We start from the raw sequence: 16,567 nt of genomic DNA, 5'->3' as shown, positions 1-16,567 counted from the left end.
TCGTCATCCCTTAACGTGATTGAGAGAGAAGCCTATGTTTGGTAAAGGCGGTCTGGGTAACCTGATGAAACAGGCCCAGCAGATGCAAGAAAAAATGCAGCAGATGCAGGAAGAAGTCGCCAAGCTGGAAGTGACCGGCGAATCTGGCGCGGGTCTGGTAAAAGTGACCATCAACGGCGCGCATAACTGCCGTCGCGTGGAGATCGATCCAAGCCTGCTGGAAGACGACAAAGAGATGCTGGAAGACCTGGTTGCTGCGGCATTCAACGACGCGGCGCGTCGCATTGAAGAGACGCAGAAAGAGAAGATGGCCTCTGTTTCTTCCGGAATGCAGCTGCCGCCTGGCTTTAAGATGCCGTTCTGATGCAAACCAGCCCGCTGTTAACTCAGCTTATGGAAGCACTGCGCTGTCTGCCGGGCGTTGGCCCGAAGTCTGCGCAGCGCATGGCGTTCACGCTGCTTCAGCGCGATCGCAGCGGCGGGATGCGTCTGGCACAGGCGTTAACGAAGGCAATGTCGGAAATCGGCCACTGTGCCGATTGCCGCACTTTCACCGAGCAGGACGTCTGCAACATCTGCTCGAACCCGCGTCGCCAGGAAAACGGTCAGATTTGCGTGGTGGAGAGTCCGGCGGACATCTACGCCATTGAGCAAACCGGGCAATTTTCCGGACGTTACTTCGTGCTGATGGGACACCTGTCGCCGCTGGACGGTATCGGGCCTGATGACATTGGGCTGGATCGTCTCGAACAGCGACTGGCGTCTGAGCAAATTAACGAACTGATCCTCGCGACCAATCCCACGGTCGAAGGAGAGGCGACCGCCAACTATATTGCTGAGCTTTGCATGCAATATGGCGTTGAAGCCAGCCGTATCGCCCATGGCGTTCCGGTAGGCGGCGAGCTGGAAATGGTCGATGGCACCACGCTATCGCACTCTCTGGCAGGACGACACAAGATTAAATTCTGAACAAACGGAGGCCGCGACGGCGGCTTCCGCTTGAAATCCTTCCCGCTTGTCCCCATTTCACCCTCAACGTGTTTTTACCATTGAAAATGGCATTGTTGAGGTAGATCTACATGAAAGGACAAGAAACTCGTGGTTTTCAGTCAGAAGTAAAACAGCTTCTGCACCTGATGATCCATTCTCTGTATTCCAATAAAGAAATCTTCCTGCGTGAGCTTATCTCTAACGCCTCGGATGCGGCAGACAAGCTGCGTTTCCGCGCACTGTCTAACCCGGACCTGTATGAAGGTGACGGTGAGCTGCGTGTGCGTGTTTCCTTCGATAAAGATAAGCGTACGTTGACTATTGCCGATAACGGCGTGGGGATGAACCGTGATGACGTTATCGATCATCTGGGGACCATTGCGAAATCCGGCACCAAATCTTTCCTCGAATCCATGGGCTCCGATCAGGCGAAAGACAGCCAGTTGATCGGCCAGTTCGGGGTTGGCTTCTACTCAGCCTTCATCGTGGCGGACAAAGTCACCGTGCGTACCCGTGCTGCGGGTGATAAACCGGAAAACGGCGTGTTCTGGGAGTCTGCGGGCGAGGGTGAGTACACCGTAGCCGACATCACCAAAGAAGACCGCGGTACCGAAATTACTCTGCATCTGCGCGAAGGCGAAGACGAGTTCCTCGATGACTGGCGCGTACGTTCCATCATCAGCAAATATTCCGACCATATTGCGCTGCCGGTCGAGATCGAAAAATCCGAAGAGAAAGACGGCGAGACCGTGGTTTCCTGGGAAAAGATCAACAAGGCGCAGGCGCTGTGGACGCGCAACAAGTCGGAAATCAAAGACGACGAGTACAACGAATTCTATAAGCATATCGCCCACGATTTCACCGATCCGCTGACCTGGAGCCACAACCGTGTGGAAGGTAAGCAGGAGTACACCAGCCTGCTGTATATCCCGTCGCAGGCGCCGTGGGATATGTGGAACCGCGATCACAAGCATGGTCTGAAACTTTACGTCCAGCGTGTATTCATCATGGATGACGCCGAGCAGTTCATGCCGAACTACCTGCGCTTTGTGCGCGGTCTGATAGATTCCAACGATCTGCCGCTGAACGTCTCCCGTGAGATCCTGCAGGACAGCACCGTCACCCGTAACCTGCGCAGCGCGCTGACCAAACGCGTACTGCAGATGCTGGAAAAACTGGCGAAAGACGACGCGGAAAAATACCAGACCTTCTGGAAACAGTTCGGTCTGGTGCTGAAAGAAGGCCCGGCGGAAGACCATGCCAACCAGGAAACCATCGCCAAACTGATGCGCTTCGCGTCTACGCACACTGACTCTTCCGCACAGACCGTATCTCTGGAAGACTACGTTGCGCGGATGAAAGAAGGGCAGGAGAAAATCTACTACATCACTGCAGACAGCTATGCGGCGGCGAAGAGCAGCCCGCACCTGGAACTGCTGCGTAAGAAAGGCATCGAAGTGTTGCTGCTTTCTGACCGCATCGATGAGTGGATGATGAACTACCTGACCGAGTTCGATGGCAAACCGTTCCAGTCTGTGGCGAAAGCCGACGAGTCTATCGACAAACTGGCAGATGAAGTTGACGAATCGGCAAAAGAAGCGGAAAAAGCGCTGACGCCGTTCGTTGAGCGCGTGAAAACCTTGCTGGGCGATCGCGTAAAAGAAGTGCGTCTGACTCACCGTCTGACCGACACGCCAGCCATCGTTACCACCGATGCGGATGAAATGAGCACCCAGATGGCGAAACTGTTTGCCGCTGCGGGCCAGGCCGTACCGGAAGTGAAATATATCTTTGAACTGAACCCGGACCACGTGCTGGTAAAACGCACGGCGGATACCCAGGATGAAGCGCAGTTCAAAGAGTGGGTTGAACTGCTGCTGGATCAGGCGCTGTTCGCTGAGCGCGGCACGCTGGAAGATCCGAACCAGTTCATCCGTCGCATGAACCAGTTGCTGGTGTCCTGATACCCGTAATAGTAGGCCGGATACGGTGTTTACACCGCCATCCGGCTTTTTTTCGCCTTCTGAACTCAATTTTCCATCATTAACCGTTTCAGCGCGGGTGGCTTCCTTGAGCCAATTGCGTGATGGTGGTATCGTTTAGCGCTTTTTAAAAAATATCGACAACCTTTAAGGGGATTTTCGTAATGCGTATCATTCTGCTTGGCGCTCCGGGCGCGGGTAAAGGAACTCAGGCTCAGTTCATCATGGAGAAGTATGGTATTCCGCAAATCTCCACCGGTGATATGCTGCGTGCCGCCGTGAAATCTGGCTCCGAGCTGGGCAAACAAGCGAAAGACATCATGGACGCCGGTAAGCTGGTGACTGATGAGCTGGTGATCGCGCTGGTAAAAGAGCGTATTGCTCAGGAAGACTGCCGTAATGGTTTCCTGCTCGATGGCTTCCCGCGTACTATTCCGCAGGCAGATGCCATGAAAGAAGCGGGTATCAACGTGGACTACGTTCTGGAATTCGACGTTCCGGACGAGCTGATCGTTGACCGTATTGTAGGTCGTCGCGTACACGCTGCTTCTGGCCGCGTTTACCACATCAAATTCAACCCGCCTAAGGTTGAAGGCAAAGACGACGTGACCGGCGAAGAGCTGACCACCCGTAAAGACGATCAGGAAGAGACCGTACGCAAGCGCCTGGTGGAATACCATCAGATGACCGCACCGCTGATCGGCTACTACTCTAAAGAAGCGCAGGCGGGTAACACCAAATACGCGAAAGTTGACGGCACTCAGGCCGTGGCTGACGTTCGCGCAGCGCTGGAAAAAATCCTCGGTTAATTTTTAACGCGGTTAATGCCAGATGGCGGTGGATACACCTTATCCGGCCTACGATTTTTTGTAGGCCTGATAAGCGCAGCGCCATCAGGCAAATTCTCGTCTTACCTCTCACAGCAATTAGTTCTTCTTTACCGCTTTTCCGCTACAATTATCAACAATTTGAATCGATAAGAGGCGGTAATGCGTCAGACGAAAACCGGTATCCTGCTGGCAAACCTCGGCACTCCCGATGCCCCAACCCCCGAAGCCGTTAAGCGCTACCTGCGCCAGTTTTTAAGCGATCCACGCGTCGTCGATACGTCCCCCGCACTGTGGTGGCCGTTGCTGCGTGGTGTGATTTTGCCGCTGCGCGCGCCGCGTGTGGCAAAGCTGTACCAATCAATCTGGATGGAAGACGGTTCCCCGCTGATGGTCTACAGCAAGGCGCAACAGCAGGCGCTGACACAACGTCTGCCTGATACGCCTGTTGCACTGGGGATGAGCTACGGTTCGCCGTCGCTCGAAAGCGCGGTCGATGAACTGCTGGCAAGCGGAGTAGAACACATGGTGGTGTTACCGCTGTACCCGCAATATTCCTGTTCGACAGTGGCGGCAGTCTGGGACGAGCTGGCGCGCATTTTAGCGCGTAAACGCGGTATTCCTGGCGTCTCATTTATTCGCGATTACGCTGATGACAGCAGCTACATTGATGCGCTGGCCAAGAGTGCCCGGGATTCATTCGCTCAACATGGCGAACCTGATTTACTGCTGCTCTCCTATCACGGCATTCCGCAGCGCTACGCCGATGAAGGCGATGACTACCCGCAGCGCTGTCGCGATACGACGCGTGAGCTGGTTTCAGCGCTTGGCCTGCCGCCGGAAAAAGTCATGATGACCTTCCAGTCTCGCTTTGGCCGCGAACCATGGCTGACACCGTATACCGACGAAACGCTAAAAATGCTGGCGGAGAAAGGAACCCGACATATCCAGGTTATGTGTCCGGGCTTCGCGGCTGATTGCCTCGAAACGCTGGAAGAGATAGCGGTGCAAAACCGGGAGATTTTCCTTGAAGCGGGTGGTAAGCAATATGAATATATTCCGGCGCTGAATGCCGCGCCGGAGCATATTGAAATGATGGTGAAACTGACCGAAGCCTACCGCTAAAGCTGTTGCTTAAAGAAATGCGCGCCGTCCTGCAGAGCTTCATCGGCGGTTTTCATCATCCGCGAATAGTGCAGGAAGGCGTGCAGCGTACCGGGATACATTTTGTACTGGCAGGGCTGCTGATGCGCCTGTAACGTCTGGAATAATAAGCGGCTATCGTCGATCAGCGGATCGAACTCCGCACCGGCGATAAAACACGGCGGTAGGTCGCGCGTCAGATCGTTATTAAACAGGCAATAGTACGGTGACTCACGATCGTCAGCGCTACGTAGGTACGCGTTTTCGTACATCTGCAGATCCTCGCGGGTTAAACCATCCCACGCTCCGCCCATCAGCCGTCGGCTTAGTGAATCCTGCAGGCCGTAAAGGCCATACCACAACAGCACGCCAGCGACTTTGCCGCAGGCAATGTTTTTATCTCGCAGCCACAACGCACTGGCGAGCGCCAGCATCGCTCCGGCGGAATCGCCGGCAAAACCTATCGTATTGATATTGAGGGAATAGTCGCCAGCATGTTGATGATAGTACTGGCAAACGGCGACGATCTCTTCGATGGCTTGTGGGTAGCGCGCTTCCGGCGACAGCGAATAGTCGATGCCGATCACCGTGCACTGGGTGTAATGCGCAAGTAAACGCATAATACGGTCATGGGTATCCAGATTACCGAGAATAAAACCGCCGCCGTGCAGGTAATACAGCGTCGCCTGGCTTTGGGGCTGCGGAGCGTAGATGCGTGTGGCAACGGGGCCGCACGCGGTAGAAATCACGCATTCTCGGGTATGCATCTGCGGGGCATCGGCATTCCACAGTCGCCGCTCATGAATGTAGTGTTGGCGCTGGGCCACAAAGTCATCGGCAGCGGGCCACGGTGGCAAATCGTCGCGATGAAAATTCACCACGCTTTTCATTTCATCCGAAATTTTGTCGAGTACGGGGATTTTGTTTTCCGGCTTCATAAAACGCTCCTTGTGAAGGTGAGTTATTGTAGAAATTAATCCCGGATAAACTGCGATCTCACCGTCCGATATTGAAACTCAGCGCCGCATCGCATGCGCAGCAGGGAATGTGCTACCATGCATCGCTCAGTTAACCACCCGTAAAATCGACCATGAAATTTCCCGGTAAACGTAAATCCAAACACTATTTCCCCGTCAGCGCGCGCGATCCGTTGCTGCAACAAATTCAGCCAGAAAATGAAACCAGCGCAGCCTGGGTTGTCGGTATCGACCAGACGCTGGTAGATATTGAAGCCAAAGTGGATGATGATTTTGTAAAACGTTATGGATTAAGCGCCGGGCACTCTCTGGTGATTGAAGATGATGTTGCGGAAGCGCTCTACCAGGAGCTGGTACGCGAAAACCTGATCACCCATCAGTTTGCAGGTGGCACCATCGGTAACACTATGCATAACTACTCCGTGCTGGCAGATGACCGTTCGGTACTGTTGGGGGTGATGTGCAGTAATATCGAAATTGGTAGCTATGCGTATCGCTATTTATGCAACACCTCCAGCCGCACCGATTTGAACTATCTACAGGGTGTAGGTGGCCCTATTGGCCGCTGCTTTACGCTGATTGGTGAATCCGGAGAGCGTACATTTGCCATCAGCCCTGGTCACATGAACCAACTGCGCGCGGATAGCATCCCTGAATCAGTCATTGCCGGGGCTTCCGCGCTGGTGCTGACCTCCTATCTGGTGCGCTGTAAGCCGGGCGAACCGATGCCGGAAGCGACCATGAAGGCGATTGAATTTGCCAAAAAGCACAACGTGCCGGTGGTACTGACGCTGGGGACCAAATTCGTTATTGCGGATAACCCGCAGTGGTGGCAGACATTCCTGAAAGAGAATGTCTCTATTCTGGCGATGAACGAAGAAGAAGCCGAAGCGTTGACCGGCGAGAACGATCCGCTGCTGGCGTCTGACAAGGCGCTGGACTGGGTGGATCTGGTGCTGTGTACTGCGGGTCCGGCAGGTCTGTATATGGCCGGCTTTACTGAAGAAGAGGCGAAACGCAAAACTCAGCATCCACTGCTGCCAGGGGCGATTGCCGAATTCAACCAGTACGAGTTTAGTCGCGCCATGCGCCATAAAGACTGTACTCATCCGCTGCGTGTGTATTCGCACATCGCACCGTATATGGGCGGGCCAGAAAAGATCATGAATACCAACGGTGCTGGCGACGGCGCACTGGCGGCATTGCTGCATGATATTACCGCTAACAGCTACCACCGCAGTAACGTGCCTAACTCCAGCAAGCACAAGTTCACCTGGCTGACCTATTCGTCATTAGCCCAGGTATGTAAATATGCTAATCGCGTGAGTTATCAGGTGCTGAACCAGCATTCCCCGCGTCTGACGCGGGGTTTGCCGGAACGTGAAGACAGCCTCGAAGAGTCGTACTGGGATCGCTGAGTTCTTGCCCGATGGCGCTACGCTTATCGGGCCTACGCGTAGCAATATGTGGGCCGGATAAGGCGTTTTACGCCGCCATCCGGCACGTAACATTAACTGGCAGTAGCAACTTCACCGGCAGGCGGCGTTTCAATCAGCTCCAGCATGGTGCGGGCGATTTCACGCTCACCCATGACCACCTGATTGGCACCGCGCTCGGTAATATATTCCACCTCATCGTCATAATGCGCGCGGGCGATAATCTCAATCGACGGGCACTTCTCACGCGCGGAAGCGACAATTTCACCCGCTTCATAGCCATTCGGAATGGTCAGCAGCAGCCAGCGTGCGCAATCCAGATGCGCCAGATTCATAATCTCTTCGTTGGCGGCGTTGCCCAGCACAGCGCGGATCCCACGCTCGCGCAGTTCATCCACCCGGGTACGTGAGGTTTCGATAACCACCAACGGGATCCCCGCAGCCATCAATTTCTCACCCAGCAGGCTGCCGACGCGACCAAAACCGACCAGCAGGGCGTGATTGCAGATATCCACCGGAATTTGCTTCTCTTCTTCGATGGCTTCTTCCAGCGTCTGCTCTTCCAGCGTTTCGGTTTTGGCGAGATATTTTTCTAACACCGCGAACAGCACCGGGTTGAGCATGATGGACAGGATTGCCCCTGCCAGCACCAGATTCTGTCCGGCCTGCGGCAGCAGGTTTAAAGCCATTCCCAGACCCGCCAGGATAAAGGCAAATTCACCAATCTGCGCCAGGCTGGTGGCAATGGTGAGCGCCGTGCGTTGGGAGTGACCAAACATGCGCACCAGGAAATAGGCGGCAAGGGATTTACCAAAGATGATAATCGCCAGCGTACCCAGCACTGCCAGCGGCTGTTGGATCAGGACTAACGGATCGAACAGCATCCCGACGGAAACGAAGAACAGTACAGCGAACGCATCGCGCAGCGGCAGGGTGTCATGCGCCGCACGGTGGCTCAGTTCCGATTCATTCAACACCATACCAGCGAAGAATGCGCCCAGCGCAAAGGAGACATCGAACAGCTCCACTGCGCCAAAGGCGATACCTAAGGCGAGGGCGAGGACTGACAGGGTAAACAGCTCGCGTGACCCGGTTGCGGCGCTGCGGGCCATAATCCACGGTACCAGGCGACGACCCACCAGCATCATAATCGCGATAAACGCCACCACCTTACCGATGGTAATGCCCATATCGACGGCCAGCGAAGCGAAGCCGACATCTTCTTTTTCCAGCATTCCGGCGACGGCTGGCAGGAGAACCAGCGTCAGCACCATCATCAGATCTTCGACAATCAGCCAGCCAATGGCGATTTGCCCGCGCTGGCTGTCAATGAGCTGCCGTTCTTCAAGCGCGCGCAGTAGCACCACGGTGCTGGCGGTTGAAAGACACAGACCGAAGACGATACCGACCATCAGCGACCAGCCTAATACGGCTGAAAGCGCCATACCCAGCAGCGTTGCCACCGCTATCTGGGCAATCGCGCCGGGAATGGCGATAGACTTTACCGCCATCAAATCCTTCAGGGAAAAGTGCAGCCCGACGCCGAACATCAACAGGATCACTCCAAGCTCGGCCAGCTCAGGCGCAAGCTTAGTATCAGCAACAAAACCAGGTGTAAATGGACCGGCCAGAACGCCCGCTAACAGATATCCCACCAGAGGAGAAATACGTAGTTTATTGGCAATCATGCCTAATATAAAAGCGAGCACAAGGCCGCCGACAATGGTGGTGATAAGCGGGGTGGCGTGATGCATTCCGTCTCCTTTGGTTGCTGTGTTGATCCTGAAAACCCAAATTCCGAGTAATAGTTTATGACAATTTTGATGTTTATGTTGATGAATAATTATTGAATTTTGATGAAAACAGGATTTTAAAGGAAAAAAAGCACGGATCGGAAAACTACGGGGGGATGTTTGAGGCAAACGCTGATGGCCGCTGTAAGTGATGACGACCAAAGTTTACCTTTGGCCGTCAGAAAATCAGGCTTTGTGTCGGTTATCAGGTAAGAATATGGTCAGTATCCCCAGAAGTGGCAGGAAAGCACATATTTTGTAGACCAAATCGATGCTGGTATGGTCGGCAATCAGCCCTAACACCGCGGCTCCCAGGCCACCCATGCCGAAGGCAAAACCGAAAAATAGCCCAGAAACCATGCCGATACGCCCAGGAAGCAGCTCCTGTGCGTAGACCAGAATGGCAGAAAACGCCGATGCGAGGATAAAACCAATGATCACGGTTAAAATCCCGGTCCATTCCAGCGTTGCGTAGGGTAAAACAAGGGTAAATGGCGCAACGCCGAGGATAGACCCCCAAATAACATATTTTCTGCCAATTTTATCGCCTAATGGTCCGCCAATCACCGTCCCGGCCGCGACGGCAAACAGGAAGGCAAACAGGTGAAACTGGGCATTTTGTACCGATAATCCGAATTTTTGCATCAGATAAAAGGTGTAATAGCTGCTAATGCTCGCCATATAGAAGTATTTGGAGAAAATCAGCACCAGCAGAATGCTTACCGCCAGCACCACTTTATTACGCGGCAACGGATTAACGATAGCGACCTTCGGCTTTCCTTTACTCATCCGATGCTGCGCGGCATACCAACGGCTGATTTGTGCCAGGACGACAATCGCTAATAACGCAGCCAGCACAAACCAGGCCACATTACCCTTACCATATGGCGCGATGATGACAGCCGCCAGCAACGGCCCCAGAGAGCTACCGAAGTTGCCGCCAACCTGGAAAATCGACTGGGCGAGGCCGTGGCGACCACCGGAGGCCATACGCGCCACGCGGGACGATTCCGGGTGAAATACCGATGAACCGGTACCAACCAGCGCCGCGGCGAGCAGCACCATATGGAAGCTGCCGGCCATGGCCAGCAAAACAAGCCCGCTCAGCGTGAAGCACATCCCAATGGGCAGCGACCACGGCATCGGGTATTTGTCAGTCCAGTAACCCACCACCGGTTGCAGCAGCGAGGAAGCGAGCTGGAAGGTTAGGGTAATCATCCCTATCTGCATAAACGTCAGCGAGAACTCTGACTGCAAAAGTGGATAAATCGCCAGAATCAGCGACTGGATCATATCGTTGAGCAGATGGGAGAGGCTGATTGCCCCTAAAATGCCAAATGAGGTGCGTGCTTTAGCAACCGACGCTGACGCGCCAGCCACTGGCTGGGTTGGTTCACTTATTGCCATAGAAAGTCACTTCTGTTTGGTTGCGATTATGAGGGTAATCTAATTCGTTATTATTACTTGCCTAACATACCTGCGGAAGGTGTTTGAAGGAAGTCTCATTTCTGAAAACATTTTCGACTATTATTTTATATCATTGTAATTTCAGTCGTTGATTTTGGCTCAGGGAGAGAAATATGACGTTTTTGAAACGGGGCGTGGCGCTGGCGCTATTCGCCGCATTTACGCTGGCAGGTCAGCCTGCACAGGCGTACGAAAAAGATAAAACCTATAAAATTACCATTCTACATACCAACGATCATCATGGTCACTTCTGGCGTAGTGAATACGGGGAATATGGGCTGGCGGCGCAAAAAACGCTGGTGGACGGTATTCGTAAAGAGGTGGCTGAGGAAGGGGGCAGCGTACTGCTGCTTTCCGGTGGTGACATTAATACCGGCGTACCGGAGTCCGATCTGCAGGATGCGGAACCTGATTTCCGCGGTATGAACCTGATTGGCTATGACGCGATGGCGGTCGGAAACCACGAGTTTGATAATCCGCTGACCGTCTTGCGCCAGCAGGAAAAATGGTCCAAATTCCCGTTTCTCTCGGCCAATATTTATCAGAAAAGCACCGGCGAGCGTTTATTTAAGCCGTGGGCCATCTTTAAGCGCCAGGATTTAAAAATTGCCGTACTCGGTTTAACCACTGACGATACGGCGAAAATTGGCAACCCAGAGTTCTTCACCGATATTGAGTTTCGCAAACCTGCGGAAGAAGCAAAGCTGGTTATCCAGGAACTCAATATGAATGAAAAGCCAGACATCATTATCGCGGCCACCCATATGGGGCATTATGACAACGGCAATCATGGCTCGAACGCCCCTGGCGATGTCGAAATGGCGCGTAGCCTGCCCACCGGGGCGCTGGCGATGATTGTGGGTGGTCACTCACAGGATCCGGTGTGTATGGCTGCGGAAAACAAGAAGCAGGTTGATTACGTACCGGGTACGCCGTGTGCGCCAGATAAGCAAAATGGGATCTGGATTGTACAGGCACACGAGTGGGGGAAATACGTGGGCCGGGCGGACTTTGAGTTCCGTAACGGCGAAATGAAAATGGTTAACTACCAGCTCATTCCAGTCAACCTGAAGAAAAAAGTGACCTGGGACAACGGTAAAAGTGAGCGCGTACTCTACACCCCGGAGATTGTTGAAAATCAGCAAATGCTTTCGCTGCTGACGCCGTTCCAGAATAAAGGTAAAGCGCAGCTCGACGTGAAAATCGGCAGCGTCAATGCACGCCTCGAAGGCGATCGAAGCAAAGTCCGTTTCGTGCAGACCAACATGGGACATCTGCTGCTGGCTGCGCAAATGGCGCGAACCAGCGCTGATTTTGGCGTGATGAGCGGCGGCGGTATCCGTGACTCCATCGAAGGCGGCGATATCACCTATAAGAGCGTGCTGAAGGTACAGCCGTTTGGCAACATCGTGGTGTATGCCGATATGAGCGGGAAAGAGGTGATTGACTATCTGACCGCAGTGGCGCAAATGAAGCCGGACTCCGGGGCCTATCCGCAGTTTGCCAACGTCAGCTTTGTGGCGAAAGACGGCAAGCTTAACGATTTGAAAATCAAAGGCGAGCCCGTTGACCCAGCCAAAACCTATCGTATGGCAACGCTGAGCTTCAACGCCACCGGCGGTGATGGCTATCCGCGTATTGATAACAAACCAGGCTATGTGAATACCGGATTTATTGATGCGGAAGTGCTGAAGGAGTACGTGCAGAAGAACTCACCGCTGGATGTCGGTGCGTATGAGCCGAAGGGCGAAGTTACCTGGCAGTAACAGGGCGGAGTGCCGGATGGCGGTGCTGGCACCTTCTCCGGCCTACAGATACTTAATCCCGGCGGGCGATATCGGCGAATTTCGCATCCAGAATTTTCGCCAGATCGCTCGCTGCCAGTTCGATATCCAGCCCGCGTTTGCCGCCGGAAACATAAATGGTGTCAAACGTTTGGGCTGGCGCGTCGATAAGCGTCGGCAATCTTTTTTTCTGCCCCAACGGGCTGATACCGCCTACCAGATAGCCGGTAGTGCGTTGCGCGACCATGGGGTCGGCCATATCGACCTTTTTGGCGCCCAAAGCTTTGGCAACCTTTTTGAGATCCAGTTGACCGGCTACCGGTGTGACGGCAACCGCCAGATGTTTCATATCGCCATTCACGGCAACCAGCAGCGTTTTGTAGACCTGATCCGCATTCAGTCCTAATTTACGGACCACTTCGTCGCCAAAGTTCGTCTCGGACGGATCGTGATCGTAGGTGTGGATCTGAAAAGAAATTTTGTTTTTTTCGAGTAGTTTAACGGCGGGTGTCATAGCAATTTTTCCTGGCCCAGACAAAATACGCCATAAGCATACGCCTGATGGCGGTGGAAAAAATAGTACCATCTTGCGCAATAGTATTGGCAGGATGATGACTTTGAGCGACAATCGACCTACACCGATGCTTTAAGCGTCGGCATAATAATAATGATGAAATTCCTCTTTGACGGGCCAATAGAAATATTGGCCATTTTTTTATCGCATCATCTCCGGTAAATTTCCCTCTCCATACAGATGCAGTGCGCCCACTGCGACCACATAGTGGCCTGCAGGCATTGCCTTGAGTTTGTCCCGCCAGGCCTCATTACGCTGGTGCATTAATACGTCATATAATGACTGGCTGAATGTGTTGGGTAACGTGAGTGCGCTATTTTGTGGTGGTGATTCAAGCCACCAGCCCATCATTTGTTGCAGCAACCTGGCGTTGGTGTGCCAGTGCGTCAGGGTATCGTCAAGCAAAGCCAAACCGTTATCAGGCAATTGACATAACAGGTCGATTTGGCTGGAGGCGCCTTCCAGTTCAATAATGGCTTTTTGCGCCTGTTTAGCCGCTTTGAGCAGTTGGTAGTCAATGCCATATTCCGCCCGTAATCCCAGCTGTTGCGCCTGTGTGGCTTGTAAGATCATGGCTATTTGCCACAGGGGTTGAGTCGAAAACAGGGAAGGGGAAATACCAAGATCGGCAGAAACTTTTTGCAGATTGCGCAATTGCTCTTCGCTGATGCGTTCTTCCAGCGTGGCAAAAGCCGGAAGATTGGCAAACGGAGTATCGTCACCGGAGACATCGGCTTCGACAATCAGTGCGTCAGCGTGGCTGAGTTTTTTCAGTAACCTGGCAGGCAGAGGGGCCATACCCCGGCTACCCATATGAATACTGCCAATCAGATGAAAATGGCGGTTGCCAGGCAAAGAGATATCGATGGCCGGCCAGGTATAATGGTTACCGCGCAGTGCAGACCATAATGCTTTTACCCGGTATAACAAATCCATACGACCTCCCTAAGTGGAGAACCATGCTAGCGCGTGGCCGGAAAAGTCGCAATGTGTGAATTGTCGGATGGCGCAGTTGATAGCGCCATCCGGCAAAGGGTTACTCTTTCGGTTTGAAACGCAGCAGTCGGTTCGCGTTGCTCACCACGGTAATGGAAGAAAGCGCCATCGCCGCCCCGGCAACGACCGGGTTGAGCAGCGTGCCGGTGAACGGCCACAAGATCCCGGCGGCAACGGGGATACCGATGCTGTTATAGATAAACGCACCGAGCAGGTTCTGTTTCATATTACGCAGCGTTGCCCGCGAGATAGACAGCGCATCTGCAACGCCCATCAGGCTATGACGCATCAGCGTGATCGCAGCGGTTTCAATCGCCACATCGCTGCCACCGCCCATGGCAATCCCTACATCGGCCTGCGCCAGCGCAGGTGCATCGTTGATACCGTCACCGACCATGGCGACCTGACGCCCCTGGCTCTGCAGACGCTTGATCGCCTCGGCCTTACCGTCCGGCAGAACGCCCGCAATCACCTCATCAATACCCGCCTCTTTGGCAATGGCGTTGGCGGTCGTTGGGTTGTCGCCGGTCAGCATCACCAGACGATACCCGGCGCGGTGCAGGCGCTGGAGCGCTGCCACGCTGTCGCTACGCAGTGGATCACGTACCGCTAACAGCGCCGCCGCTTTACCATCAATCGCCAACAGCACCGGAGTTGAACCCTGGGAAGCCTGAGCGGTGATTTCAGCCTCCATTTCAGTGGTATCTACCTGCTGTTCATTGAGCAGTGCCTGATTTCCCAGCAGCAGAGTATGACCTTCCGTTTCGCCACTAACGCCTAACCCGCGCAGTGTACGGAAACCGTTGACCTGCGGCAGCGAGACATCGCCCGCGTTGTCCAGAATCGCCCTGGCCAGCGGGTGGCTGGAACCCTGTTCAAGGGCTGCAGCCAGACGAATTGCCCGCGCTTCATCGGTGTTGCCAAACGTTTTGATGGCGACAACCTGCGGTTTACCTTCGGTCAGCGTCCCGGTCTTGTCAAAGACGACGGTATCAAGCGTGCTGGCGCGTTGCAGCGCATCGGCATCGCGTACCAGTACCCCAAACTCAGCGGCACGCCCCACGCCGGAAATAATCGACATCGGCGTTGCCAGACCCAGCGCACAAGGGCAGGCGATAATCAGAACGGTGGTGGCGATGACCAGCGTATAAACAATTTGTGGCGCCGGGCCAAAGAAATACCAGATAGCGGCACTCACCAGCGCGATCACCACCACCACCGGAACGAACACCGAGGAAATACGGTCGGCCAGCTTACCAATCTCGGGCTTACTGCTTTGCGCCTGACGCACCATACGAATAATGCGTGACAGCGTGGTGTGGCTGCCAACGGCGCTGGCGCGGAACAGTACGCTGCCGTCCTGGACGACCGTACCGGCGTGGACGCTATCGCCTTCGCCTTTTTGTTGCGGAATCGGCTCACCGGTCAGCATCGCTTCATCCAGCCAGGCTTCGCCTTGCGTAATTTCGCCATCGACCGGAACGCGGTCGCCGGTGGTCAGGCGCAACAACATTCCCGCCTGAACGTCTGCCAGCGGTACGTTCTTTTCACCTTCGTCAGTAACGACGCGTGCGGTCGGCGGCGTCAGATCGAGCAGTTTTTCCAGCGCTTTGGACGAGCGCTGGCGAGCCCGCGCTTCCAGCATGTGTCCGAGGTTAATCAGACCGATAATCATCGCACTGGCTTCATAATAGAGGTGTCGCGCTTCCATCGGGAACCACTGCGGCCAAAGGTTGACGCTCATGGAATAGAGCCATGCCACCCCTGTACCCAGCGCAACCAGCGTATCCATGGTTGCGGTGCCGTTCATCAGGCTTTTCCACGCGCTGCGGTAGAAGTGACCGCCTGCGAAGACCATCACGGCGAGTGTTGCCAGACCAATTACCAGCCACAGGCTACGGTTGTCGGCACTCACCATCATGTTATCGCCAATCATTCCCCATACCATGACCGGGATACCCAGCAGCAGCGCGACGGCTGCCTGCCAGCGAAAACGCTTCATGGTTGCCACGGCGGTTTCTTGCTGGCGTTCGCGACGCTTAGCGTCGTCTTCGATCGCTTCCGCGCCATAGCCAGCTTTTTCCACCGCCTGCACTAAATCTGCGGCGGAGGCACTGCCCATTACCAGCGCAGTGCGTTCCGCCAGGTTTACCCGTGCCTGGGTGACGCCCGGTACGCTTTGCAATGCATTTTGTACACGGGTCACACAACTGGCGCAGCTCATGCCGTTTAACAGCAACTGTTGGCTGTCATCATCAGCCGTAGCTGCCGGAAGCTCGGAAGGGACCGCTGCCAGTGCTTCCGACGGGATTGATGACTCCGTCAGCGGTTTAGCCTTTGGGTGGCTTAACTCCGCCCCGTAACCGGCTTGTTTGATAGTTTCAATCAGCGCTTCTGCGCTGGCGCTCCCGGTAACATGGGCCTCTGTCACGGTGACATCCGCTTGCTCAACATCCGGACGTTGTTCCAGACTTTCTTTAACGCGTTTTACGCAGTGACCACAGGACAAACCGTCCAGGGTTAGATCGATTGTTTGAGACATAACCAACTCCTTCATTGCAGGATTAACTGACTGTGATAAAGGTTAAACCTTCCAGC

Annotated in this window: 13 protein-coding genes and 1 pseudogene; 7 read left to right on the top strand and 7 right to left on the bottom strand. The window is 54.3% G+C overall.

Annotated features, from left to right (window positions below):
- Nucleotides 1-34: 34 nt before the first annotated feature.
- The 4 genes from FDX24_RS17530 to adk all read left to right on the top strand — a co-directional run bounded on the left by FDX24_RS17530 (nt 35) and on the right by adk (nt 3,781).
- Complete coding sequence (locus FDX24_RS17530; protein ID WP_003021764.1) at nt 35-364, top strand: YbaB/EbfC family nucleoid-associated protein; 330 nt, start codon at nt 35-37, stop codon at nt 362-364.
- Nucleotides 364-969 (top strand): recombination mediator RecR, encoded by a 606-nt coding sequence (gene recR, locus FDX24_RS17525; protein ID WP_003021767.1) that lies wholly within the window; start codon nt 364-366, stop codon nt 967-969. Before FDX24_RS17530 ends, recR begins: the two co-directional genes overlap by 1 nt.
- Before the next feature lie 110 nt (nt 970-1,079).
- The gene (gene htpG / locus FDX24_RS17520) at nt 1,080-2,954 is read left to right on the top strand and encodes a molecular chaperone HtpG (protein WP_048212404.1); all 1,875 of its coding nucleotides are present in this window, start codon (nt 1,080-1,082) and stop codon (nt 2,952-2,954) included.
- A gap of 182 nt (nt 2,955-3,136) precedes the next feature.
- Nucleotides 3,137-3,781 carry an adenylate kinase gene (gene adk, locus FDX24_RS17515; RefSeq protein ID WP_003021773.1) on the top strand — a complete coding sequence of 215 codons (645 nt, stop codon included), beginning with the start codon at nt 3,137-3,139 and terminating at the stop codon, nt 3,779-3,781.
- Here the strand turns inward: adk and FDX24_RS23875 are convergent.
- Nucleotides 3,778-3,879: pseudogene (locus FDX24_RS23875) on the bottom strand (hypothetical protein); the annotation flags it as partial. The gene adk and the pseudogene FDX24_RS23875 sit on opposite strands and share 4 nt — an antisense overlap.
- Nucleotides 3,880-3,961: 82 nt before the next feature.
- Between FDX24_RS23875 and hemH the strand changes: the two are divergent.
- Nucleotides 3,962-4,924, top strand: coding sequence for a ferrochelatase (gene hemH / locus FDX24_RS17510; RefSeq protein ID WP_137364686.1), 963 nt, complete (start codon nt 3,962-3,964; stop codon nt 4,922-4,924).
- Here the strand turns inward: hemH and aes are convergent.
- Nucleotides 4,921-5,880 (bottom strand): acetyl esterase, encoded by a 960-nt coding sequence (gene aes / locus FDX24_RS17505; protein ID WP_115643759.1) that lies wholly within the window; start codon nt 5,878-5,880, stop codon nt 4,921-4,923. The two genes, hemH and aes, sit on opposite strands and share 4 nt — an antisense overlap.
- A gap of 152 nt (nt 5,881-6,032) precedes the next feature.
- On the opposite strand from aes, the gene gsk reads away from it, so the two are divergent.
- Entirely contained in the window at nt 6,033-7,337 is a 1,305-nt protein-coding gene (gene gsk, locus FDX24_RS17500) for an inosine/guanosine kinase (RefSeq protein WP_137364685.1), read from the top strand.
- Nucleotides 7,338-7,429: 92 nt separating this feature from the next.
- Here the strand turns inward: gsk and ybaL are convergent, their stop codons facing one another.
- Together ybaL and fsr are read right to left on the bottom strand one after the other, a co-directional pair.
- Entirely contained in the window at nt 7,430-9,109 is a 1,680-nt protein-coding gene (gene ybaL / locus FDX24_RS17495; RefSeq protein ID WP_003835904.1) for a YbaL family putative K(+) efflux transporter, read from the bottom strand.
- Nucleotides 9,110-9,334: 225 nt separating this feature from the next.
- Nucleotides 9,335-10,555, bottom strand: coding sequence for a fosmidomycin MFS transporter (fsr, locus tag FDX24_RS17490; protein ID WP_003021788.1), 1,221 nt, complete (start codon nt 10,553-10,555; stop codon nt 9,335-9,337).
- Nucleotides 10,556-10,728: 173 nt separating this feature from the next.
- Here fsr and ushA point away from each other — a divergent pair, with 173 nt between their 5' ends.
- Complete coding sequence (gene ushA / locus FDX24_RS17485) at nt 10,729-12,381, top strand: bifunctional UDP-sugar hydrolase/5'-nucleotidase UshA (RefSeq protein ID WP_137364684.1); 1,653 nt, start codon at nt 10,729-10,731, stop codon at nt 12,379-12,381.
- Nucleotides 12,382-12,433: 52 nt separating this feature from the next.
- On the opposite strand, the gene ybaK is transcribed toward ushA, so the two are convergent.
- The 3 genes from ybaK to copA form a co-directional block, all read right to left on the bottom strand.
- The gene (gene ybaK / locus FDX24_RS17480; protein ID WP_003021794.1) at nt 12,434-12,913 is read right to left on the bottom strand and encodes a Cys-tRNA(Pro)/Cys-tRNA(Cys) deacylase YbaK; all 480 of its coding nucleotides are present in this window, start codon (nt 12,911-12,913) and stop codon (nt 12,434-12,436) included.
- A gap of 201 nt (nt 12,914-13,114) precedes the next feature.
- Nucleotides 13,115-13,909 (bottom strand): TraB/GumN family protein, encoded by a 795-nt coding sequence (locus FDX24_RS17475; RefSeq protein ID WP_137364683.1) that lies wholly within the window; start codon nt 13,907-13,909, stop codon nt 13,115-13,117.
- 100 nt (nt 13,910-14,009) lie between these two features.
- Nucleotides 14,010-16,511 carry a copper-exporting P-type ATPase CopA gene (copA, locus tag FDX24_RS17470; RefSeq protein ID WP_137364682.1) on the bottom strand — a complete coding sequence of 834 codons (2,502 nt, stop codon included), beginning with the start codon at nt 16,509-16,511 and terminating at the stop codon, nt 14,010-14,012.
- Nucleotides 16,512-16,567 lie beyond the last annotated feature (56 nt).

It is taken from the genome of Citrobacter sp. wls716 (assembly GCF_005280975.1).
GTDB classification, from domain to species: Bacteria; Pseudomonadota; Gammaproteobacteria; order Enterobacterales; family Enterobacteriaceae; genus Citrobacter; species Citrobacter youngae.
Note: the sequence above shows the minus strand (reverse complement) of the source record. Positions and strands in the feature narration are given on the sequence as shown.

Bases quoted from the DNA above. Each gene is read 5' to 3' on its own strand.
- adk (WP_003021773.1), top strand. From the start codon at position 3,137: ATGCGTATCATTCTGCTTGGCGCTCCGGGCGCGGGTAAAGGAACTCAG.
- recR (WP_003021767.1), top strand. From the start codon at position 364: ATGCAAACCAGCCCGCTGTTAACTCAGCTTATGGAAGCACTGCGCTGT.
- fsr (WP_003021788.1), bottom strand. From the start codon at position 10,555: ATGGCAATAAGTGAACCAACCCAGCCAGTGGCTGGCGCGTCAGCGTCG.
- FDX24_RS17530 (WP_003021764.1), top strand. From the start codon at position 35: ATGTTTGGTAAAGGCGGTCTGGGTAACCTGATGAAACAGGCCCAGCAG.
- ybaK (WP_003021794.1), bottom strand. From the start codon at position 12,913: ATGACACCCGCCGTTAAACTACTCGAAAAAAACAAAATTTCTTTTCAG.
- htpG (WP_048212404.1), top strand. From the start codon at position 1,080: ATGAAAGGACAAGAAACTCGTGGTTTTCAGTCAGAAGTAAAACAGCTT.
- ybaL (WP_003835904.1), bottom strand. From the start codon at position 9,109: ATGCATCACGCCACCCCGCTTATCACCACCATTGTCGGCGGCCTTGTG.
- gsk (WP_137364685.1), top strand. From the start codon at position 6,033: ATGAAATTTCCCGGTAAACGTAAATCCAAACACTATTTCCCCGTCAGC.
- FDX24_RS17475 (WP_137364683.1), bottom strand. From the start codon at position 13,909: ATGGATTTGTTATACCGGGTAAAAGCATTATGGTCTGCACTGCGCGGT.
- copA (WP_137364682.1), bottom strand. From the start codon at position 16,511: ATGTCTCAAACAATCGATCTAACCCTGGACGGTTTGTCCTGTGGTCAC.
- hemH (WP_137364686.1), top strand. From the start codon at position 3,962: ATGCGTCAGACGAAAACCGGTATCCTGCTGGCAAACCTCGGCACTCCC.
- aes (WP_115643759.1), bottom strand. From the start codon at position 5,880: ATGAAGCCGGAAAACAAAATCCCCGTACTCGACAAAATTTCGGATGAA.
- ushA (WP_137364684.1), top strand. From the start codon at position 10,729: ATGACGTTTTTGAAACGGGGCGTGGCGCTGGCGCTATTCGCCGCATTT.